General features: G+C 40.1%; 24 protein-coding genes and 1 riboswitch. Of the genes, 9 read left to right on the forward strand and 15 right to left on the reverse strand.

Features of this window, described 5'->3' with window-relative positions:
• Window positions 1-217: 217 nt before the first annotated feature.
• Window positions 218-628, reverse strand: a complete 411-nt coding sequence (locus tag PS1M3_RS13815; RefSeq protein WP_033025331.1) for a hypothetical protein — start codon at window positions 626-628, stop codon at window positions 218-220.
• Window positions 629-724: 96 nt separating this feature from the next.
• A complete protein-coding gene (yaaA, locus tag PS1M3_RS13820) occupies window positions 725-1504 on the reverse strand; it encodes a peroxide stress protein YaaA (protein ID WP_008128991.1) in 780 nt (259 codons plus the stop codon).
• A gap of 221 nt (window positions 1505-1725) precedes the next feature.
• On the opposite strand from yaaA, the gene tal reads away from it, so the two are divergent.
• Window positions 1726-2676 (forward strand): transaldolase, encoded by a 951-nt coding sequence (gene tal / locus PS1M3_RS13825; protein WP_006793149.1) that lies wholly within the window; start codon window positions 1726-1728, stop codon window positions 2674-2676.
• 302 nt (window positions 2677-2978) lie between these two features.
• The gene (locus PS1M3_RS13830; protein WP_006793150.1) at window positions 2979-3167 is read left to right on the forward strand and encodes a DUF3545 family protein; all 189 of its coding nucleotides are present in this window, start codon (window positions 2979-2981) and stop codon (window positions 3165-3167) included.
• Between the two features lie 69 nt (window positions 3168-3236).
• On the opposite strand, the gene ung is transcribed toward PS1M3_RS13830, so the two are convergent.
• The 8 genes from ung to PS1M3_RS13870 all read right to left on the reverse strand — a co-directional run bounded on the left by ung (window position 3237) and on the right by PS1M3_RS13870 (window position 10874).
• Window positions 3237-3899 carry a uracil-DNA glycosylase gene (gene ung, locus PS1M3_RS13835; RefSeq protein WP_203984947.1) on the reverse strand — a complete coding sequence of 221 codons (663 nt, stop codon included), beginning with the start codon at window positions 3897-3899 and terminating at the stop codon, window positions 3237-3239.
• Entirely contained in the window at window positions 3899-4756 is an 858-nt protein-coding gene (locus tag PS1M3_RS13840; protein ID WP_203984948.1) for a cobalamin-binding protein, read from the reverse strand. Before PS1M3_RS13840 ends, ung begins: the two co-directional genes overlap by 1 nt.
• Entirely contained in the window at window positions 4756-5355 is a 600-nt protein-coding gene (gene cobO / locus PS1M3_RS13845; RefSeq protein WP_203984950.1) for a cob(I)yrinic acid a,c-diamide adenosyltransferase, read from the reverse strand. Before cobO ends, PS1M3_RS13840 begins: the two co-directional genes overlap by 1 nt.
• The gene (locus PS1M3_RS13850) at window positions 5348-6829 is read right to left on the reverse strand and encodes a cobyric acid synthase (protein WP_203984951.1); all 1482 of its coding nucleotides are present in this window, start codon (window positions 6827-6829) and stop codon (window positions 5348-5350) included. Before PS1M3_RS13850 ends, cobO begins: the two co-directional genes overlap by 8 nt.
• Before the next feature lie 2 nt (window positions 6830-6831).
• The gene (locus tag PS1M3_RS13855) at window positions 6832-7836 is read right to left on the reverse strand and encodes an iron ABC transporter permease (protein ID WP_058429751.1); all 1005 of its coding nucleotides are present in this window, start codon (window positions 7834-7836) and stop codon (window positions 6832-6834) included.
• A gap of 1 nt (window position 7837) precedes the next feature.
• Complete coding sequence (locus PS1M3_RS13860) at window positions 7838-8638, reverse strand: ABC transporter ATP-binding protein (RefSeq protein ID WP_008128979.1); 801 nt, start codon at window positions 8636-8638, stop codon at window positions 7838-7840.
• A 75-nt stretch (window positions 8639-8713) separates the two neighbouring features.
• A riboswitch (cobalamin riboswitch) is annotated at window positions 8714-8853 on the reverse strand.
• A 47-nt stretch (window positions 8854-8900) separates the two neighbouring features.
• Window positions 8901-9833: a porin gene (locus tag PS1M3_RS13865; protein WP_203984953.1), complete on the reverse strand. Its 933-nt coding sequence runs from the start codon at window positions 9831-9833 to the stop codon at window positions 8901-8903.
• Between the two features lie 186 nt (window positions 9834-10019).
• Window positions 10020-10874: a LysR family transcriptional regulator gene (locus PS1M3_RS13870; protein WP_008128976.1), complete on the reverse strand. Its 855-nt coding sequence runs from the start codon at window positions 10872-10874 to the stop codon at window positions 10020-10022.
• A 91-nt stretch (window positions 10875-10965) separates the two neighbouring features.
• Between PS1M3_RS13870 and PS1M3_RS13875 the strand changes: the two genes are divergently transcribed.
• Both PS1M3_RS13875 and PS1M3_RS13880 read left to right on the forward strand, forming a co-directional pair.
• Window positions 10966-11340, forward strand: a complete 375-nt coding sequence (locus PS1M3_RS13875) for a DUF413 domain-containing protein (protein ID WP_203984954.1) — start codon at window positions 10966-10968, stop codon at window positions 11338-11340.
• An 85-nt stretch (window positions 11341-11425) separates the two neighbouring features.
• Window positions 11426-12661, forward strand: coding sequence for a diguanylate cyclase (locus PS1M3_RS13880; RefSeq protein WP_203984960.1), 1236 nt, complete (start codon window positions 11426-11428; stop codon window positions 12659-12661).
• An 8-nt stretch (window positions 12662-12669) separates the two neighbouring features.
• Here PS1M3_RS13880 and rarD read toward each other — a convergent pair whose 3' ends face one another.
• Window positions 12670-13590 (reverse strand): EamA family transporter RarD, encoded by a 921-nt coding sequence (rarD, locus tag PS1M3_RS13885; RefSeq protein WP_010556565.1) that lies wholly within the window; start codon window positions 13588-13590, stop codon window positions 12670-12672.
• 51 nt (window positions 13591-13641) lie between these two features.
• Entirely contained in the window at window positions 13642-14097 is a 456-nt protein-coding gene (locus PS1M3_RS13890; protein WP_171047556.1) for a thioesterase family protein, read from the reverse strand.
• Between the two features lie 107 nt (window positions 14098-14204).
• Here PS1M3_RS13890 and recQ point away from each other — a divergent pair, with 107 nt between their 5' ends.
• The 4 genes from recQ to PS1M3_RS13910 all read left to right on the forward strand — a co-directional run bounded on the left by recQ (window position 14205) and on the right by PS1M3_RS13910 (window position 18825).
• Window positions 14205-16028, forward strand: coding sequence for a DNA helicase RecQ (gene recQ / locus PS1M3_RS13895; RefSeq protein WP_203984967.1), 1824 nt, complete (start codon window positions 14205-14207; stop codon window positions 16026-16028).
• A gap of 7 nt (window positions 16029-16035) precedes the next feature.
• Complete coding sequence (locus PS1M3_RS13900) at window positions 16036-16320, forward strand: DUF3630 family protein (protein ID WP_138739873.1); 285 nt, start codon at window positions 16036-16038, stop codon at window positions 16318-16320.
• A 164-nt stretch (window positions 16321-16484) separates the two neighbouring features.
• Window positions 16485-18137, forward strand: a complete 1653-nt coding sequence (locus tag PS1M3_RS13905; RefSeq protein ID WP_371816616.1) for a BamA/TamA family outer membrane protein — start codon at window positions 16485-16487, stop codon at window positions 18135-18137.
• A 115-nt stretch (window positions 18138-18252) separates the two neighbouring features.
• Window positions 18253-18825 (forward strand): mechanosensitive ion channel domain-containing protein, encoded by a 573-nt coding sequence (locus PS1M3_RS13910; RefSeq protein WP_203984983.1) that lies wholly within the window; start codon window positions 18253-18255, stop codon window positions 18823-18825.
• A gap of 60 nt (window positions 18826-18885) precedes the next feature.
• Here PS1M3_RS13910 and PS1M3_RS13915 read toward each other — a convergent pair whose 3' ends face one another.
• From PS1M3_RS13915 to PS1M3_RS13925, 3 genes are all read right to left on the reverse strand, one after another.
• The gene (locus tag PS1M3_RS13915) at window positions 18886-19944 is read right to left on the reverse strand and encodes a succinylglutamate desuccinylase/aspartoacylase family protein (protein ID WP_203984985.1); all 1059 of its coding nucleotides are present in this window, start codon (window positions 19942-19944) and stop codon (window positions 18886-18888) included.
• Window positions 19931-20836 carry a 30S ribosomal protein S6--L-glutamate ligase gene (gene rimK, locus PS1M3_RS13920; protein ID WP_006793168.1) on the reverse strand — a complete coding sequence of 302 codons (906 nt, stop codon included), beginning with the start codon at window positions 20834-20836 and terminating at the stop codon, window positions 19931-19933. Before rimK ends, PS1M3_RS13915 begins: the two co-directional genes overlap by 14 nt.
• Window positions 20837-20910: 74 nt before the next feature.
• Window positions 20911-21333 (reverse strand): ATP-dependent zinc protease, encoded by a 423-nt coding sequence (locus PS1M3_RS13925; protein ID WP_058552430.1) that lies wholly within the window; start codon window positions 21331-21333, stop codon window positions 20911-20913.
• 267 nt (window positions 21334-21600) lie between these two features.
• Between PS1M3_RS13925 and PS1M3_RS13930 the strand changes: the two genes are divergently transcribed.
• Window positions 21601-22572: a zinc transporter ZntB gene (locus PS1M3_RS13930; RefSeq protein WP_203984987.1), complete on the forward strand. Its 972-nt coding sequence runs from the start codon at window positions 21601-21603 to the stop codon at window positions 22570-22572.
• Window positions 22573-22670 lie beyond the last annotated feature (98 nt).

Consider the following 22670-nt stretch of genomic DNA (forward strand, 5'->3'; position numbering starts at 1 on the left):
CCTGCAAAAGGTCAAGTCGGTGCACATAGCGAAGGTTTAAAATAAAAAGTGACTATAGATGAAAGTTTTGTAATAAAAGACAATGCTCGCTCGGTTCAATAAGCGGTGCAAAAGAAATTGCCAAAAAAGTGAATACCCTGGCGCTGCAGGTGACGATTTAATGCATAACTAACGCATATAAGGGCTCAGATATAAGCCAGTGATGTTACTCTATATGCTATTTTTTGTGCGCACTAGAGTGATTATTCTTTTTTCCTACTACTGCATAGTAGGGCAAAATGACTCCAACACCTATGCAAATGAGAACTCGAAAATAAAATAAAAATGGGTCATTTTCTTTTGTATAAATACGATTTTTCCCCACCATTTCTCCCTCTATTGCACTATACCCTCCCCAGCAGATAAAAATAATGCCAAGGATGAACACAAAGACTCGACGACCCATCATTACATTTTCACAGGAGCTTGGAGGTATATCTGAGTTAGGGATGTTTGAGTTCGCTGCAACGGTTCGTTTTGTTATTTCACAATAAATTTGCTCTAGTCGCTCAGGGTATCTAGCTTTGTCTATCGTCTCTAGCGCTTCGCGCAGCTCTTTAAGAGAGTAACGGGAGTAATCGGGTGACAATGACGTGTTCCTCTAAATTTACTTTTTTTGCTAAATAAGGTAAAACCCCGGCTTACTTTGCTTTTGAAAAGCGAAATAAGCTTGGGGTTGTAAATATTAATTTCGCTCGTCGCGTAAAAATACCGGCTCTAATTCTTTCGCTGTCGCCTCTGCACTATAGTAATACCCGTCTACGGTAAATTCTTTTAACTGACTTAACTGCGTTACTTGGTTTTCTATAATGTAACGCGCCATCATGCCACGCGCTTTTTTAGCGTAGAAACTAATGACCTTATATTGCCCATTTTTACAGTCTTTAAACTGCGGCGTAATAATTTGCGCGTTGAGCGCTTTTTTATCTACCGCTTTGAAGTATTCGTTTGAAGCTAGGTTAACGAGATATTGTGCATCTTGTGCTTTTGTTACTTCATTTAGCTTATCAGCAATAATACTGCCCCAAAACTCATACAGGTTTTTACCACGAGAGTTTTCAAGCTTAGTGCCCATTTCTAGTCGGTACGCTTGCATTAAATCAAGCGGTTTTAACAGGCCATATAATCCAGATAATATACGCAAATGACTTTGCGCGTAATCAAGGTCGCTTGCAGTTAAAGTACTCGCCTCTAACCCACCGTATACATCACCATTAAAAGCAAGCGCGGCTTGTTTGGCATTATTAATGGTAAAGGGTTGCGACCATTCGCTAAAGCGAGCAGCGTTAAGGCCAGAAAGCTTATCGCTAATTTTCATTAAACTGCCAATTTGCGCAGGTGTTAGTTCACGGCATACTTTCATGAGTTCCTCGCTGTGCTCGAGTAATTCAGGCTGAGTGAACTTATCGGTTGCCGGTGGCGTGTCGTAATCAAGATTTTTTGCAGGTGAAATAACAGTGATCATAGTTAGCTATTGACTTGTAAATTATTTAATGTCAATTTCAACATTAAATGAAACGAAAAGCACGTTTTGTTTATATAAATCCTCCCTTAAAAATTCATACATTGCCGTTTTTTAATTGATAAGGACATAAGACCTATCAAGCATTGTCACACTGTTGCAGTATGGATGGTATATATTAAGGGTCGATTTTTCTTTTAACTTGCTTGGAATGAGGAAAGCAAATGACTTCAGCTCTACAAAGGCTAAAACAACATTCATCTATCGTAGCCGACACTGGCGATATTGAAGCGATCAAAAAGCATCAACCAGAAGATGCAACCACAAACCCGTCGCTTTTATTAAAAGCGAGCGAGATTGAAGCTTATAAGCCTTACCTAGATAAAGCTTGGAGCTATGCAAAAGAAACCGAGCAAGATCCAGCTAAACAACTAGAACTTGCATGTGACTACTTTGCTGTTTTACTTGGTAAAGAAATTAGTGAGATTGTACCGGGTTATATTTCTACCGAAGTAGATGCACGTTTATCGTTTGATACTCAAGCAACTATTGATAAAGCACACACATTACTTAGCCTTTACGAAAAAGAAGGTGTAAGCAAAGACAAAATTTTAATTAAAGTTGCGTCTACGTGGGAAGGTATTAAAGCCGCTGAGCAGTTAGAAAAAGAAGGGACTAAATGTAACCTTACTTTATTATTTAGCGACGCCCAAGCCCGTGCATGTGCTGATGCAAATGTATTTCTAATCTCGCCATTTGTGGGCCGTATTTTAGATTGGCACGTTGCTAACGGCATGGAAAAACCAACGGATCCACTACAAGATCCAGGTGTTCAATCAGTACGCAGCATTTTTGAATTTTACAAACGTCATGACTACAAAACAGTAGTGATGGGCGCAAGTTTCCGTAATACGGGCGAAATTATTGCACTAACAGGTTGTGACAAGCTAACTATTAGCCCTAACCTTTTAGAAGACTTAGGTAACCTTGAAGGCGCACAAGAATATTTACTAGAAAGTGATATTCCTAAAGAGCCAAAACCTGAGCCGCTTACAGAAGCTCAGTTCCGTTGGTTACATAACCAAGATGCAATGGCAACTGAAAAGCTAGCTGAAGGTATTCGCTCTTTTGCTGATGCACAAGAACAGCTAGAAGCACGTTTTAAAGCAATGTAATTGGTTTGAACGTACTTTAAAAAACGTCGCAATTGCGGCGTTTTTTTATGCCTGTAAAGTACGGACTAATAACCCGACCTCCCTCATACATTTTAGCTGTAAAAAAAAATAACCCTCATCGACTTAAATTTGTTTGTAAATTTTATACAACGTGTTTTTGTATTTAAAAGCAATACTTTACTTGTATAAATCTTCATTTAAACATCACAACTTTGTAACATCTCTGTCACTTTTTTATTCTATTTTAGCTGGGCCTGTGGTATAGGTACTCTTGAGGTCAATAAAATCAATAGGAGAAGTTCATGGATAGCCTAAACGATATATTAGAGATACTAGAAGGTCCTGATGAAAAAAGAAAAACCTCTCAGAAGAACAAAAAAAGAAAATGGCGCGAAATAGAAGCAATAAAAGATAAACAACGTCTACGTAAAGAATTAGAGGAGTTTGATTACTTTGCAGACACAATTGCAATTGATGAGCTAGATTTTTAATTTCTATACCCACCAATTACACAAAAGCCCTCATTTATGAGGGCTTTTTTAATGCTTAAGCTTATTAAGCTAAACCTGCCAATTTATAGGTTTTTTACCTTGTGCTAACAGCAGTTCGTTAGTTTTTGAAAAGTGCTTACAACCAAAAAAGCCTCGGTGAGCAGACAGCGGCGACGGATGCGGCCCACTCAAAATAGAGTGGCGAGTGCTATCTATGCCTTTTCCTTTTTTTTGCGCATGTGCGCCCCATAAAATAAATACTACACCTTCGCAGTGCTCATTAATGTGCGCAATAACATTATCGGTAAATTGCTCCCAACCTAAATGTTTATGGGAATGGGCTTGCCCTTGCTCTACCGTTAAAACAGTATTTAGTAAAAACACGCCTTGTTCTGCCCAGCTTTGTAAGTAACCATGCTCAGGAATAACAAAGCCATCAATATCTGTAGCTAGCTCTTTGTACATATTTTTAAGCGAGGGTGGGAGTTTTTTTACCTCGGGCATAACAGAAAAACACAGCCCATGAGCTTGCCCTTCGCCGTGGTAAGGGTCTTGCCCTAAAATTACCACCCTAATATTGTTTAGCGGCGTGGCATTAAATGCATTAAATACGTATGGCTCGGGAGGGTAAACAGCAATACCTTCCGCTCGGCGGTTTTCAACTGCATTTAAAGTTTGCTGCATATAAGGGTGCTGTAGCTCGTTTTGTAAAAATGTATCCCAGTCGCTCATTACATACTCTTTATTATTTTTCGTGACGCGTCTATTTTATCACACATATCAGCAAGCCCATCTAACATACGCGGTGTAAAACGGTGAAGTAAATCGGCATTAACGCGAATAAACTGGTTATTTGTAACCGCAGGCACTTCTGGCCATGCCTGCCAATTAACATTAGGCTGCGGGGTGTTAGATTTTTCGTCAGGAATAATAATAATTTGAGGCTTAGTAACAATGACATTTTCAATGCTGATTTGTGGATACGGGGTCGTGCTATTAGCAAACACATTATTTACGTGACAGGTATTTACTAGTTGGCCAATCCATGTACTTTCACTGATTGTCATCATAGGCTCAGCCCATAACTGATAAAAACCAGATATAGGCTGCTTCCCTTGCTGGTTTTTAATAATAGCGGTTAACTTTTGCTTAAAAGCTTTAGCAACCTGTTGGCTTTGCTTTTCGTACCCTGTTAGTTTACCAAGTGTTAGTAGCTCAGTTTGCACGGCTTCTATGGTTGTAGGGTTACTTAAATGAACTTTAATACCCAAGCGCTCTATTTGTGCGATATCTTCCTGCTGATTTCCGCTTTTCCAAGCAATCACTAAATCAGGTTTTAAGGCTAATAATTTCTCAAGAGAAATACCATAGTACCCGCCAATGCGAGCTATATTTTTTGCTTCATATGGGTAGTCGGCATAGTCAACGGTACCCACAATATTGTCACCTGCACCAATGGCAAATAGGTTTTCAACTATGTGTGGGGCAAGCGCAACTATACGTAGTTTTTTAATCTCAGACGCTGAGTTCGCCACAGCATTGCCGTGTAAACTAAGCAGCATTAAACCTATAAAAAGCAATTTAAACACTAGTAGTCAAACCCTTCTAACGCTTTTACACCTGAGTCGAATGCGTGTTTTACATTACGTACTTCGCTCACAGTATCGGCAAGGTCAGTCAATGCTCTGTGCGCTGCGCGTCCTGTGATAATAACCGACTGCATAGCCGGGCGATTATTAAGTGCACTTAGTACTTCGTCTAAGTCGACATAACCATAAGTCACCATGTAGGTTAGCTCATCAAGTAACACTAAGTTAATACTGCTGTCGGCAAGCATGCGCTTTGCCTCTTGCCATGTTGCTTGTGCTGCTAAGGTATCGGCCTCTTTATTTTGTGTATCCCATGTAAAGCCAGTATTCATTACAGCAAATTCAACCCCTGCGCCTAGTAATAAATTACGCTCACCACACTCCCATGTCCCTTTTATGAATTGACACACAGCGGCTTTTTGACCGTGGCCAACACAGCGTGCTACCACGCCAAAACCAGAAGTCGATTTACCTTTACCATTGCCAGTAATAACCTGAAAAATACCTTTAACCTCTTGCGCGGCTTCAACACGGGCATCTACGTGTTCTTTTACTTTTTGCTGGCGCTGTTTGTGTTTGTCTTTTGTTTGTTCAGTCATTATTATGCCCTTTATAAATCGAGGTAATTTGCGCTATATCTAAATGTGTTTCGCACATGGTTGCTAAACGCGCTAACTGCTGTTCGCGGTGTGTATCAATACTTATTGGATCAATATTTAAATCTGGCTTTACCCATTTTAAAATTTCCATCGTGGCGTTGGGCTCATCAAATAAACCGTGTAAATAAGTGCCCGCAATTGCATTATCGTCACTTATAAAACCATCTGTTTTAAACCCATTTGGATGCTGACTAAAGGTAATTAAAGGGGTCTTTAATGCATTGCCTTTACTTACTCCCGCATGGATTTCATAACCACTACATAAAGTTTGTCGATTATTTAGCTTTAAAGTGGCCGTCACTTTACTTAATACTTTTTGCGATGTGAGTGTGGTTTCAAAATCACATAAGGCTAACCCATTCACACTTTTTAATGACGACTCAACACCCTCGGGGTCGTAAATTATATTACCCAGCATTTGCATTCCCCCACAAATTCCAAGTACTTTTCCACCATAGCGTAAGTGGCGTTTTATCTGATTATCCCACCCTTCGTTTATCAAAAAATTTAAATCGCCAAGTACGTTTTTACTACCTGGCAATATAACAAGATCAACATCAGGAATGACCTGCGTATGGCGTATATAGTTAACATTAATATTTGGGTGTAAACGCAGTGCGTCAAAATCGGTATGATTACTAATATGCGGCACTAATAATATTGCAATATTGATAGTTGCATGGGTAACGTTATTGTTTATTGCAACAGCATCTTCCGCGTCGAGAGTTAAATCGTGAAGGTATGGCAGTACTCCTAAAACAGGCTTACCCGTGTATTGCTCTAACCAGTCAAGCCCTCCTTGAAGCAAACTTATATCGCCTCTAAAACGGTTAATTACAAAACCCTTTACACGTGCTTGCTCTGATTCGCTAAGTAATGCCAATGTCCCCACTAAATGAGCAAATACACCGCCTTTATCTATATCAGCAATAATAATCACTGGGCAGTCTACTTTTTCAGCGTAGCCCATGTTAGCTATGTCGTTTTCACGCAGGTTTATTTCAGCGGGGCTTCCCGCACCTTCCACCAATAAAAGATCAAACCGTTTTGCTAAACGCTCGTGTGATGTAATGACAGCGTCCATGGCGACTTTTTTATAATCGTGGTACTTACCGGCTTCCATGTTGCTAATCGCTTTACCATGAATAATAACTTGAGCGCCTGTATCGCTATTGGGCTTAAGTAATATCGGGTTAAAGTCGGTTTCGGGCTCTACCTTAGCAGCAATAGCTTGCAAAGCTTGCGCACGGCCAATTTCGCCACCGTCGTTTGTCACTGCGCTATTAAGTGCCATATTTTGTGGCTTAAACGGTGCGACTTTTATGCCTTGATTTGCAAATACTCGGCAAAGTGCAGCCACTAAGGTGCTTTTTCCCGCATCCGAGGTAGTACCCTGTATCATGAGTGTTTTCATGGCTACACCTTAGACTTTCTAAAAAAGAGTAAACTTAAGAAAAACGCACTCCCCATAGCGGCCGTGATCACCCCTACTGGCAACTCTTGATTTTGAAGTAAAGAACGAGACAGTACATCGACCCACACCATAAATGTGCCTCCTGCTAAGCTTGTTATTAATAGCCCTGCTACGGTGCCTTGTGAAATAAAAAAGCGCACAATATGTGGCACCATTAATCCAACAAAACCAATACCGCCACACATTGCCACCAGCACAGCGGTTATTAATGAGCTTAAAATTAGCATAAGCACCCTAAATCGATGCACTTTAACACCAAGGGTTATGGCACTTTCGTCACCTAATAACATGGCATTAAGCTGGCGCCTAAAACTAATCATTACGCAGGTGCACAGTGTAATCACTAAAAAGGGTATCCAAAGCGTTGCCCACTGGGCACGTGCAAAACTTCCTAAGGTCCAAAATAAAATAGCTGCAACGGCTTGCGGCTCGCTCCAATAAAGCAACAAACTCGTAAATGCACTAAATAAAAACGAGAGTGCAACACCAGCAAGTAACATAGACTCAACTTGCCCGCCCTGCTGCCTTGTGGCAATTAATATAAGTAAGCTCATTGCTAATAAGCTACCAAGCAAGGCTGCGGCCGAAAGCATAAAACCTGCGCTAATTCCCACAAATGCCATAAGTACAACTACACCAAACGAAGCACCTGACGATATACCGAATAAGTAAGGATCTGCTAGTGGGTTACGTGTCACGGTTTGTAAAATTAGCCCAGCGATAGCTAACCCGGCACCGGCTAAAAACGCCAATAATGTACGGGGCATTCTTAATTCAAAAATAATACGGCTGGTGAATGAAGCATCATTTAAATAAATAAAACTGTTAAATACATCCTGTATTGAGGTATCTGCAGCACCAAAGCTCAATGCTAAAAATAAACTTACTAAGGCAATAGTAATGCAAATAATCAGTGCAACTGAATGGCGTACATGCATTGCTAACATATTATTTGTAACCATAAAAGTAGGTAATATGAGGCGTAACTTTACCCAATTGAGATTCTTGAGGATGGTTACTAACCTGAGCGCATACACCAAATACATCATCAAGCATGTGCTCAGTCAGTACCTCTGCAGGAGAGCCGGTATGCGTTATTTCTCCATTTTTAATGACGACAAGCTCATCACACATAGCGCTAGCCAAATTAAGATCATGAAACGAAGCAAATACTGTAACACCAAGAGACTTTGCCAGCTCCATAACCTGTATTTGGTACTTAACATCAAGGTGGCTAGTGGGCTCATCCATAATTAACAGCTGAGGTTGCTGAACAATAGCACGTGCAATGAGTGCCCGCTGCTTTTCGCCCCCAGAGAGCGATTCAAAATTTTGATTTGTATGCAGCTCAAGCCCTACCGTTTTTATAGCTAGAGTGATTTGTTGTTTTTCGCTTTGCGATGTAGAGCTAAATAACGATTTATGAGGCGTTAGGCCAAGAGCCACAACATCAAATAACGACAAATTAAAATGCGATGGCGCCTCTTGTAAAACAACAGCAACGCACTTTGCATATTCATCACTTTTAAGCTGCCAAATATCATGGTTATTAAACTCTATAACCCCTTCATTAGGCTTATTAAAACGATATAAACAACGCAGTAAACTCGACTTACCTGCACCATTAGGGCCAATTAAGCCCACAAATTTACCTTCAGGTATTTGCACATTAATGTGTTTGAGAATAGGTTTATTTGCTATTCCCCACGAGAGATTTTGAACGTTTAATAATGGTGCTTTAGTTTGCAATACTCTGTCCTAGACACGAGTACCCACTTGTAATGCAACCACCAAAAAGGAGTACATTAAATTTAGCATGAGTAGGCCCGCTCATTAAAAATTGATTTGTATCTGACTTAAAGCATAGCGCTAATTACAGTTGCGGGAACAGTTGAGGAATTGCACCTCATTCCAAATGAAGCTCTATTATGGGCGGGTAAGTAAATAATTTAAAGCAAAAAAAACCGCGCTAATTACAGCGCGGTTAAAAAGGGAGTGTTTTAACTCGTCGTTAAAACTTATATTCCATACCTAAACCTAAGTAATTTTGGTCTACGTTGTTGTCCATATCAAAGCTTGAGTAAAAGCCAAATACTTTAATGTTTTTGTTAAGCTTGTGATCAACACCCACTGAAATAGCTGTTTTATCATCGCTATCGTCAAAGTCCATTGCTTGGTACTGAACTTTAAACGTGTTTTTACCCATGCTGTATGCTGCATTTAATAAGTAACCGTCACCTTCAGCTGAACCGTCTACTTTTTCTTGAGTTTGGTACATAGCACCGAGTTTAAAGTCTTCAACTTTACCTTGGATTGACGCGCGTACTACATCGTAGCCATTTACTTCACTATCGGCTGCGATAGAGGCATATACTGCGCTCTTTTTAAGTGCCACGTCACCGTAAGTAACCGCCATTGAGTAACCGTTATCAGCGTCTACATCATCTTCAGCTACAAAAGTAGCAAGTACTTTAAAACCTTCGTATGAGTTTGATGAATAACTAACAGTATTCCCTAAACGGTTTTCACCTTTAAATACATTTTTAATATCGCCTTCAAGGTCGTTAAACAAGTCTAACTTACCTTGAGATTGTTTAAGCGCAGTATCGTTACGACCAATAACCACTTGGCCAAACGCACCTTTTAAACCAACGTATTGGTTACGCGCAGAAATATTGTCGTCGTTATCGCCTTTTGAATCAGCATCAGACACATCAACTTGAAACTCAAACTTATATACCGCTTCTAAACTATCATTTATTTTTTCAGAACCTTTAACACCAAGACGAGATGCATTACTTTTTATCTCAGTAAAAGATCCTTCGCCGTCATCAGATGATTGCACTGTTACATTCGCTTTACCGTAAATGTCTACATCGGCAAGTGCATTAAAAGATAAACCACTTAATAGTGCTAAGCATAAGCTCGATTTTACAAATTTCATGTTATTTCCTTGGATAATCACAAAAGACTAATTTTTAAAACGACTGCAGTTTGTCACCACTAAATGACAGAAATATTACAAATGAAATATTTTTGACTTTTAAAGTTAATAAAACTGCATTATTTATGAAATCAAAAGGACATGAACATCAATCATACAAATATGTACCCACTTAAAACCCAATTACTAAGCATGTGCCTTAATAGTAGGTAGTAAATTTATGAGTGTTTCTATCAGTTCCTTTTGTTCGTTATCTCTATGGTAGGCTACAAATATATCTCTTGACGTATTTTCTACATTTTTTACATGAAATAATTCACCATTTTCTAAATGTTGCTCAACCAAAACATGTGGAATAAATGCGCTACCACCACATTGTAGTATTAAATCTAACGCAATTCGTCCGGTGCTTGTTCTAAAGTATGGAGGCGTTTTACCGGTAAACTGGCGTGCATGCCAAAGTGAAAATGTCGTTCCCCAGTCAACATACACGTACTGATTATCAAAAAAGTTTTCGTTTGTTGCAGTGTCATACCCACTTACAGGAATAATAGGCAGTTCACAAATACGCTCAACAACTAACTCATCTACTTTTGGTGGATCAAATAAAATGGCTAAATCAAGCGTGCGCTCAAGCAATAATCGCGTGCTTTCTTGCTGGGCTTTAACTTCAGCAACCAAAGAGACTCCCGGCATAGCCGACACAATATTAGTAATACCAAACTGCAAAAAGGCATCCCAAATATTAGGCGTCCCTGCCAAGCTAATTTGTTTATGCATATTATCAGCAAGGGCTACATCTACTTTGGCGCGCTGCATACCAGTTATGATCATTTGCGCATGAGGCAACAACCGTTCACCAGGCGCTGTTAATTGAATATTATTACGCTGGCGAATAAATAAATTAACACCAAGCCCTTGCTCTAATTGACGAATACGAAAACTGACCGCCGACTGCGTTATATAGAGGTTCTCTGCGGCTTTACCGAAATGACGCGTGCGCACTACTTCAACAAATGTTTTTAATAAATCGATATCCACTTTTTTATCCTCACGATAAAAATAACTTGTTTAAAAAATTGCCAAACTTGCATCATACTCCAACTAATTAATAGGGTATGAGGATATAGCTATGAGCATTAACATTTCACTACTACGCCAAGCATTTGTTAGCCAACGTCAATTTTATGATGATCAAAATTTTCCACGTGGTTTTAGCCGCAGCGGAAATTTCACCTTATTAGAAGCCAGTATACTAGAACAACATGGCATTGTTTTAAAAGGTTTATATAGTAAGACGATTGAACCACAAAATGAGCACCAAGAAAATTTTGTAGCCGTAGTAACTGGCTCACAAGAACCCACTAATCCGATTGAACGAGCATGGCTGAAATACCTAAAGCTCACTACTTGTAAAACGAAGTTTCATACCTTATTTGGCCGCTCAAAAATATCGAGCCCTGCGCCAATAAATCATGAAAGTTTTTCAGAATCAGATAGCCTATAACACACTCAGCTATTTGCTTTTTGGCGCTTTTACAGTTACAAAGTGTATTAAGCAATTTTTTTGCATAATATAAACTGGGTGTTCCGTGAAGCGAAAAATATTAATAGTTGAAGATACACCTGCTATAGCGCTTGTGCAGAAACATATAGCGCTAAAAGTAGGCTACGAAGTAGATGTAGCAGAAACGTTAGCACAAACAAAAATACTAATTAGTCAAAATAATTACTTTTGCGCTGTTGTAGATTTTATTTTGCCTGATGCGCCTAATGGTGAAGCAGTACCGTGCACAATTAACGCAGAAATCCCTACCATTGTCATGACGGGTAGCATTGATAAAAGAACACGTGATACTGTTGAAAAATTCCCAATAATTGATTACATAATAAAAGAAAATAAACAAGCTTATCAATACCTTGAAAAACAACTTAAGCGTTTGCCTCGCAACGAAAGTGTAAAAGTATTAGTTGTTGATGATTCTATATCTACCCGCCACTATATTGTGAGCTTATTGTTACGTCATAAATATCAAGTATCTGAAGCTGAGGATGGCAAGCAAGCACTTGAAATGTTGGCAAAGTCACCCGACATTTCAGTGATCATCACTGATAACGAGATGCCCAACATGAATGGCGATGAGTTATGCAGTGAAATTCGCAGATTATACAATAACGACGAAAAAGCAATTATTGGTATTTCAGGCGCTGACTCGTCGGAGCTATCTACTTTATTTTTAAAAAATGGCGCAAATGACTACCTCCATAAACCCTTTAATAACGAAGAGTTTTATTGCAGGCTAAGCCAAAACGTCGACATGCTTCAACAAATAGCCACAATTAAGCGCCAAGCGAATACGGATTACCTTACTGACCTACCTAATCGTCGTTACTTTTTTGAGCAAGCAAATACGTCTTTAAAAGCGCTCAGCCTTAAAAAGGCAAACGGCTCACTGGCTATGATTGATATAGACCACTTTAAATCTATTAACGACACATATGGCCATGATGCAGGCGATCAGGTTTTAAAAGGGCTGGCTATTTGCTTTAAAAAATACTTTGAAAAATATTTAGTCGCGCGTTTAGGTGGCGAAGAATTTGCCGTTTACTTTGCTGATGAAAACACCCCAGAAGCACTGAAGAGACTGGAAGGGTTTAGGTATTTTGTAGAAAATAACAGCCAAGAGTTTAGTAAAGAAAAAATAAAACTGACCATTTCAATAGGCTTTTCTGGCGGGCCCGTTTATCAAATGGATACATTATTAAAACAGGCCGACCAAAAACTTTATGAGGCTAAAGAAGCTGGTCGCAACCAAGTAACTAGCTAAATAAATAGTTAAGCAACTTCGGCGGCTGTAATGGCCGCTTTTTTACGCTTACGTGATTGATGATAAGAATCCCAACTAAAGATAGCCAGAGCACTCCAAATACATGCAAAGGTAATAAGCCTTTCTGTATCAAATACCTCATCGTAAAACACCACAGCAAGTATAAACATTAAACTAGGCCCTATATATTGAAAAAAGCCTAGGGTTGTATATTGCAAGCGCTTAGCGGCACCTGTAAAGCAAAGCAGCGGCAATGTGGTAACAATACCAGCACTAATAAGAAGTAAATTAGTAAGCCAATCGTTATTTGGCAGGCTTGAAGTAGCAGAAGGTGCCATCATCCACCAATAAACCAACGCCACTGGTAGTAATATTAACGCCTCGAGCAAAATGCCCGGCAACGCCTCAACAGGAAGCTTTTTTCGTAACAGGCCATAAAGTGCAAACGATATCGCGAGTGAAAAAGCAACAACAGGGAACGAGCCAAAACTCACCAACTGTAATATCACACCCGAGAACGCAAGCCCAACAGCCACACCTTGAAATTTTCGGAGGCGTTCACCTAAAAAAAGCATGCCTAATAAAACATTTAACAGAGGATTTATGTAATAGCCTAAACTTGCATCGAGCATATGGTTATTGTTAATCGCCCATATAAATAATCCCCAGTTAAAACCAAGTAGCCCCGAGGTGACAACCAGCATTAGCATCAGTTTGGGCTGTATTATAATGTGCTTAATTTTACGCCAGTACTTTAGAACACTCACCACTAAAATTAAAAATACGACTGACCACACAACACGATGCATTAATATTTCAAATGCAGTCACATGTTGTATTAACTTGAAGTAAATGGGAGCAAGACCCCACATAACAAAAGCAAGACAGGCAAATATTGCGCCTTTACGCTGCTCGGTAACAATTGGCATAGTAAACACTTAGTGATTTAAAAGGTCGCCAGTTTACTCGCCAAATAGGTTTTATCCAACTAAATACGTGCCCGTGCCAAAAGCGATTTGTACAGATTGCTCATTATGTAATTCCATTCGGCACACGCACACTTTATTACCCGAACGAATAAGCGTGGCACTGGCGGTAAACACATCCCCTTTTCCTGGGCGCAAATAATCGGTGCGTAAATCAATAGTGCCCAGTGTTGCTAATTTTTTTTGTACACTGTTCATATCTAAATCGGTCAGCTTATCTATCACACTCGCCGCTGCGAGCATACCACCGACGTTATCGAGCACCGCTGAAATAATCCCACCATGAAGAATTTTTTGGGCTGGGTTACCTATAAAAACATCCTGCCACGGGAATGTAATTTTAGCTTGTTCTGGGCTAAGTGATTCTACCGATATATTTAAAAATTGATTAAACGGCATACCATTTACGAATAGCGCTCCCATTTGTTCAATTAACATTTCTTTATTCATTATTATTCTCTGATATTAATAGGTACATCGAGTAAAACATACCTTGTTTAAAACTACGAGCGTAAAGCTAAAGACATCTTATAAAAAAAACACTAAAATACCCGCCAATGAATACATCTACACTACCTTCAAGCACCTTAGTGCGAAAACCCGAGACTGTCCTCAAGCAAGTGTTTGGTTACAGCGAGTTTCGAGATGGCCAAAAAGCCGTTATTGATGCCGCTTTAAATGCTCAGGACACACTTGTTTTGCTACCCACTGGTGGCGGAAAATCTGTGTGTTATCAAATTCCGGCGTTAGTTCTTGAAGGGGTGACCATTGTTATCTCGCCACTTATTTCACTTATGCAAGACCAAGTCGCGCAACTTCAAGCTTTGGGTGTAAAAGCGGCATATGTTAATAACAGCCTAGCTCGCGAAGAACAACAACGTGTTTATCAGCAACTTCATCAAGGGCTTATTAAACTATTGTATGTAGCCCCCGAAAAAGTATTACAACGTGATTTTTTAGAGCGATTATCGCATTTAAAAATAAGCTTATTTGCGATCGATGAAGCGCATTGTGTGTCGCATTGGGGTCATGATTTTAGACCGCATTATTTTCGCTTAAACGAACTTAAGCAACGCTTTGCCCATGTGCCCATGATGGCCCTTACAGCGACGGCCGATAAAGCCACACGCTTTGATATTGTTGAACAGTTAAAACTTCAGCAGCCTTACATTCATACTGGCAGCTTTGATAGACCTAACATTCGTTACACCATAGAAGAAAAATTTAAACCTATGGTGCAACTATTACGCTACTTAAAAGAACAAAAAAACCAAAGTGGCATTATTTATTGCACTAGCCGAAAGCGTGTTGACGACATAGCAGAAAAACTTGCCGATGCAGGCCTTAATGCAGCCGCTTACCATGCAGGTATGAGCAACGAACAACGCCAGTTTGTGCAAACAGGTTTTGCCCGTGACGATATTCAAATAGTGGTGGCAACCGTGGCTTTTGGTATGGGGATTAATAAACCCAATGTACGTTTTGTTTTGCACTACGACATTCCCAAAAGTATAGAAGCATACTATCAAGAAACAGGAAGAGCAGGACGCGATGGCTTAGCCGCCGAAGCAATTATGTACTTTGATCCTGCCGATATAGGCCGTGTAAGGCGCTTTTTTGAAGATATTGACGACGAGCAACGTCGCCGTGTAGAAGAGCAGCGCTTTAATGCCATGGCAAGCTTTGCTGAGGCACAAACGTGCCGCCGTCAGATACTACTTAACTACTTTAGTGAATACCAACGCGAGCAATGTGGTAACTGTGATATTTGCTTAAACCCACCAAAAAGCTTTGACGGTACGCTTGTTGCCCAACAAGCGCTTTCGTGTGTATACAGAGCTGAACAGCGATTTGGTTTAGGATACATTGTAGAGCTATTACGTGGCGCCAACACGAGTCGTATTCGCGATAACAACCACCATCAGTTGAGCACTTACGGCATAGGTAAAGACAGAAGCAGTGAGTTTTGGCTGAGTATTTTACGCCAATTAATCCACCAAGGATTACTAAGCCAAGATATAACACAAGGCGCCTCTTTGCGCTTAACCGAAGCCGCCCGCGCTATATTAAAAAGCGAATACGCGCTGCAATTAGCTGAACCTCGCTTACAAGCAAAACACGTATATCAAGATAAGCTAGCGCAATTTAATTATGATAAAAAACTATTTGCTCGCTTGCGTTCATTACGTAAAGAACTTGCAGATGCCGACGATGTGCCACCGTATGTGGTATTTAATGATAAAACGTTAGCCGAAATGGCGCAGCTAATGCCCACGACCGACAGTGAGTTTTTAAAAGTGTCAGGCGTTGGTTTTACCAAGTTAAACAAATACGGCGAAGCTTTTTTAACAGCAATTCGCAACTACTTAGTCACACAATAAGCCAATTATGAGCAAAATAGATTACGACCACACGCACCAATGCATCATCATTACCCCAACAGAGCCGCCACACGATGAAGACTTTGAGCTGTGGAGTACATTATTCCTACATTCAGACGATATCGCTATTAGCGAGTATTCGGCGGGAGCCGATAGGCATCAGGTGCGTTTTTCTTATAGCCAACAAACGTTTAATTTAAATTACGAGCATTACAGTCAAAGTATTTGGATTAACGGCGAAGGGCCTGAAGCAGAACATTTATTAGCCGCGTTGGCCTATTACTTAAGCTAAATTAATTATTTTGTTAACACCCATGCTTTTTACTTACAATTAAATAACAATGATGTAAGCTGATATTACGGTAGTCGTTTGCTACGCAGTAGATAAGAGGCTTAATGGTTAGTAATACGTGTTTTTCGCCCTATAGTGTTGGGTTATTTTGTCTTTTTATATTAATGCCTTGCGCCTTTGCTGAGCAATTTCCCTCAAACATTGGTAGCTGCCCTCTTGAGTCATCAATACATTTGAGTGAAGAAAAACTACGTCGCCAACTCAGCGATGAAACGCTACTCGTTGCCGCAAAGCCTGATGCAAAAATTGCCACTATTACGCTAGAACAACTCAATGTATTTAACACTGCGCTGGAAGAAGAAAATAACGCATTGTTTAGGTTTGCTAACCGAGCACACATTCAAACTGAGCCTGAGGTAATTAAAAACCTACTGCTTTTTAACTCTGGCGATCTTTACGATGCTAAAAAGCTTTCTGAATCAGAGCGTCTACTGCGAAAAGAAAACTACCTATACGACGCACAAATTAGCGCAACAGAAAACTGTGATGGCGATATAGATGTTAAAGTAATTACCCGTGATTTATGGACACTCTTGCCAGAAATAAACTTTAGCCGCAGCGGTGGAGAAAATAAATCGAGTATTGGTTTTAGAGAATCAAACTTGTTTGGCTGGGGTAAAAGGTTGTCTTTTTCTCGCACAACCGACAGCGACCGCAGCGGTTATTTATTTGTTTACGACGATCCTAATATTTTTTCTAGCCGCTATCGTGGTCGCATAGAGTATGCCGATAACAGCGATGGTAAGCGTCATTTACTTGAGCTTACTTATCCATTTTATGCCATAGACACACCTTACAGCTACGGTATTTTAAGCTACTCAGAGCAGCGAGAAGAATCCTTATATCGGCGTGGTAAAGAAATTAGTGAATTTGATCAAACAACCGAACTCAATCGCATTTTTATTGGTCATTCTAAAGCATTAAGTAATAGCTGGACCCAGCGAATTAGCTTAGGTTATGTAGATGAGCAGCATACATTTACTGCTATTCAAACCACGTTTGAGCCCATAGCTAAAGATAGAAGCTACAGTTATCCTTATATTAGCGGCCATTGGTTTGAGGATAATTTTATTAAGGTGCGTAATTTTGACAGCATTTATCGCACTGAAGATTTAAACCTAGGTTGGAATGCACAAGCATTACTCGGTTACTCAGATGAGTCATTAAGTGATGACGATAGCCGCTTGGTGTATTCGCTTAATGTTAAAACAGCGCATTTTTCTGGCGATAATACGCTTTGGCGTTTTAGCACGAACCTAGAGGGGTTTTGGAACAAAGAACAAAAACAACTCGAAAATTTTAAAGCGACCTCGCAAGTACAATATTATCTAAATACGAGTGTTGATCAGTCTTGGTATGTCAAAGGTCGCGTACAATATGCAAAAAATCTAACTGCCGACCAACAGCTTACCTTAGGTGGCGAGACAGGCCTGCGTGGTTACCCTATGGATTATCAACATGGCGACCGTAGCTTTTTAGTGAGCCTAGAAAAACGCTACTACTGGGAGTACGATTTGCTACAACTATTTAAAGTAGGTGGCGCAGGCTTTATAGATATTGGTAGAGCATGGTTTAATGACCAAACAAATGGTGAAAATAATCATGTACTCAAAAATGTAGGCGTTGGTTTGCGCCTGGCACCAAGTAGAGCAAATGCAGGAACTATGATCCACCTTGATATAGCCGCCCCCATAGATAGCGCCGACGATGTCGACTCTGTACAGTGGCTTGTCAGTGTAAAAAATCTTTTTAAATAGCTACTTAGCACCAAAATAACACGCTAAACTAAGGCCTTTAAGCTAGTTAAGACTCATCTGACACGTTGCTTTATTTACTACTTTTAATTGTTACATAACTGCAAAAGGCGCTATTTTGGAATTTTTAGATGTTTTAGAATTACTCACCAATCAATATAAACTCATAGTCACCATTATTGCCTTGTTACTGTTTCCAGTGCTTTTAAAGCTAACTAAAAAGTTACTTGAGCAAGCCATTAAAGGTAAAGTAGATTTGCACCGTAAATACCGCGCAGAGTTACTGCTTAAAATTATTCTCGCCTTTGTCATGTTGTGTTTAGTGTTAGTATTTTGGGGTATTGAACTACGAGGGCTACTGGTTCTGGGCTCGTCACTCTTTGCAATGTTAGGTGTCGCGCTATTTGCAGCATGGTCATTATTAAGTAACCTGACCGCGTTTTTATTAATGTTTATTCAGAACGACTGCCGTGTTGGCTTTTGGGTACGCATTGTTGATGGCGCAAACCATATTGAAGGGCGAATTGTCGAAATGGGCTTAATGAATGTTGTACTTGAACATATTGATGGGCACCGCGTCATTTACCCTAATAATTTATTTGTTACGCGCCCTGTTTTGGTTTTAAACGCAGAGCCTAAACCATCAAAAACGCCGGTAATTAAGCGGATTATAGGCCCTAAAAAATCATAAATTTTGCATAAAAAAAGCCGTTTAAATAACTAAAACGGCTTTTTAATAGCTACTAAAGGATTAGTTATTTAACTCTGCAGTTTTTAGTTCTTCGTCCAAATCATTTATTTCATCAATAAATGTTTCTAATTGCTGCTCAACCAAGCTATTAGCATGAGCAAAATAAGCAATATGAAAAACTGCATCACCTTCATTAACCAATGGCATAGTTTGCTGACCAATTACAATACCACTTCGTGGTGCTAGTAACTCAAGTTCAGAGTCACCAAGCGGGCTACTTATAAAAGCCAGTATTTGCCCTTTTGTAACACGCTCACCCAGCGATACTTGAGCACGCACAATGCCATCTACTTCAGCTCGCACCCAGCTTGTCGAGCTTGCAATGACAGGCTCTGGTAGTTTTTTAGGGCGTTTGCCGCGCATCATTTTTAAATGGCGCATTACATAGTCAACCCCTTGCACGCCGGCGGCTATTGCAATTGGGTCAAAACGCAGTGCTTCACCCGCTTCATAAGTAATAACCGGTATGCCTAAATTAGCCGCTTCACTTCTTAGTGAGCCATTGCGTAGCGAGGCATCAATCACCGCCGGTGTACCAAAGGCTTTGGCCATCTGCGCAGTAGCCTCATCCGCCAAATTTGCACGTATTTGTGGCAAGTTTGTTCGGTGAATAGCCCCCGTATGTAAATCAATAATATGCGTGCAATGCACTGCAACTTGATTGAAAAACATATACGCCATACGACCCGCTAACGACCCTCTTTCAGAACCAGGGAAACTGCGGTTCATATCGCGACGGTCGGGTAAATAGCGCGATTTATGAATAAAACCAAACACATTCACAATTGGCACAGCGATAAGCGTGCCACGTAGCTGGTTTGGATCTATTTTAGCAAGTAATTGACGAACAACTTCTACCCCATTTAGCTCATCGCCATGGATAGCGGCACATACCATAAGTACAGGGCCTTCCATTACGCCATTAACAACCTCTATAGGTATGTTAAGAGGTGAGTGGGTGTAAAGCTTTGCAGCCTCTAAAGCTAACGTTTTGCGTTCACCAACACCAATACTTTCACCTAATAAAGCGAAAGGACGGTTAATTTTAACCTTTGCCACGAGTTGCGGTTCCTTTGATTGAGGCATTTTTTTCGATGAAATCAATCACCATACCTGCAATATCTTTACCTGTTGCTATTTCAATACCTTCAAGACCTGGTGATGAGTTAACCTCCATCACTAAAGGCCCACGAGATGAGCGAAGTAAATCTACACCCGCTACATTTAAACCCATTGCTTTTGCTGCAGCAACCGCGGTTTTACGCTCTTCAGGCGTAATGCGAACTAGTGTAGCGCTACCACCACGGTGAAGGTTTGAACGGAACTCACCTTCTTGCGCTTGGCGCTTCATCGCTGCAATTACTTTATCGCCTAACACAAAACAGCGAATATCCGCACCACCCGCTTCTTTAATGTATTCCTGAACCATAATATTGGCTTTTAAGCCCATGAAAGCTTCGATTACACTTTCAGCAGCTTTGCGCGTTTCAGCAAGTACAACACCAATACCTTGTGTGCCCTCTAGTAATTTAATCACAACCGGTGCACCGCCAACCATTTCGAGTAAATCTTTCACGTCATCAGGCTTGCTCGCAAACCCCGTTACAGGCATGCCTACACCCTTGCGTGATAATAACTGTAACGAACGTAATTTATCGCGTGAACGAGAAATAGCCACAGATTCGTTTACGGGGTATACCCCCATCATTTCAAACTGGCGTAAAACGGCACAGCCATAAAATGTTACCGATGCGCCAATACGCGGCACAATGGCATCAAAATCTTTTAAGTTTTCACCGCGATAGTGAATTTCAGGCTGTTCAGAGTTTATATTCATGTACGAGCGAAGTGCGTCTATCACTTTCACTTCGTGCCCACGAGCCTCTGCAGCCTCGATTAAACGACGTGTTGAATATAACTTTCTGTTACGAGATAAAATACCGATTTTCATAGTTAAAACCTTAACTAAATTTTACAGCATTAGTGCTTAATGGCTGCTTTTTTGCAGCATAAGCCCAATACTTTTTATAGTAAATGAGATAATGCCGTGTCAACAACGACACGATTCTCCATGGCTGTTCGACCTAGCAACATTCTAAACTTCATGGTTGCGCGGCTTGTGAGGGTGACTTCAATAGGCCAGCTATGTTCACCCGCGTGTAATGTTGTTTCTATAAAATAACGCAATTGCTTTTCACCACTGGAGCTGGTTACGTATTTCATTTTTTTCACTTTAGCATTACAAGTAATTTGAGTTTCTTCGTCATCTTGTAATGGTTGAGCTATAAATTTAACCCACTTTTCGCCATCAACTTCGTATTCTTCAATGTTAATAGCATGAATACATGAAGTACGCGCACCAGTGTCAACTTTAGCCTTGATCCGCTCAATACCAAGCTCAGGTAAACTTAACCACTCACGCCAACCTATTGTTATTTTTGTCGTCATAAATGTGCCCTTTGTAAAAAAGAGGTTTATACGCTATAGAAATAAAAAGACCAACAAAATAAATTTATCTTACTGATGAATCAATTTGATTGATCTTTAATGCCTATTAGTCTCACAATGCACGTCTTGCTGCAATATAATTAAACAGCATTTAAACTAGACCAATAATTTAAAAAGTGCCTTAACTTATTAAAAGTAAATATGTTTTGGTCAGTTAGATACACTATAGTTTATAGTATTAAAATTACACTATTATGAGACATTATTATGATTAACGGTTTGCTTCACGCCCTAGTGCTTGATGAAAAAGGCGGTGCTCGCGCTATACAAAGCAGCGAAGATCTTCACAACTGGCAACCTGAGCAAGGTAAATTATGGGTCCATATGGATTACAGCCAAACCGACGTAGTCAACTGGCTCAAACACTGTGAGCTTTTAACCGATTATGAGCTAGAGTCATTTACGGCGGATGAAACACGCCCACGTATCACGCAGTCTGCAAATGGACACATGCTGTTTTTGCGCGGTGTAAACTTAAACCCAGCGCAAAGCCCCGAGGACATGGTGTCGGTACGTTTATTTATTAACGAAAATATAGTCATCACTTCTCGTAAGCGTCGCCTTTTATCTATTGACGATGTACTTAACTCGTTAAAAGACAATAAAGGCCCGTGCTCTATATCAGAGCTTGTGTGTGCTATTACACAAAAGCTGACTTCACGTATGCAAAGTGTTATTGACTCTTTAGATGAGACACTTGATGGCTTTGAAGAAGAAATAGACGAGCCAAGTAAGCGCTTTGACAACCAAGCGCTATCGCAGTTACGCCGCCAAACTATTGCGCTAAAACGTTATTTAAAGCCTCAAAAAGAGGCGCTCACTACAATGGTAAACGGTCATTATGAGTGGCTTTTAGATGACGATAAGGCAAAGCTAAACGAAACCACTAACTTACTTATTCGCTACCTTGAAGAATTAGACAGCTCAATAGAGCGTGCACAAATTATTCAACAAACAGTTACTAACCATGTTTCTGAGCAGTTAAACCAACGTATGTATGTGATGTCGGTAGTGGCTGCCTTGTTTTTACCGCTAGGCTTTTTGACAGGTTTGCTTGGGGTAAACGTTGGGGGAATTCCTGGTACAGACAACCCCTATGCATTTACGCTGTTTATTGTTTTTTTAGTGATACTTACTGGTGGTATTGGTGTGTATTTTAAAAATAAAAAGTGGCTCTAATAGTATTAAGTGATCTATCTGGAGGCTGAAAAATCATGTCGATGACAGGGCAAATATTTTGTTATTCTAAATACCTAAGTTTAAACCAGTGCCTCCCT

The organism is Pseudoalteromonas sp. PS1M3 (assembly GCF_016865405.1).
Classification (GTDB): domain Bacteria; phylum Pseudomonadota; class Gammaproteobacteria; order Enterobacterales; family Alteromonadaceae; genus Pseudoalteromonas; species Pseudoalteromonas marina.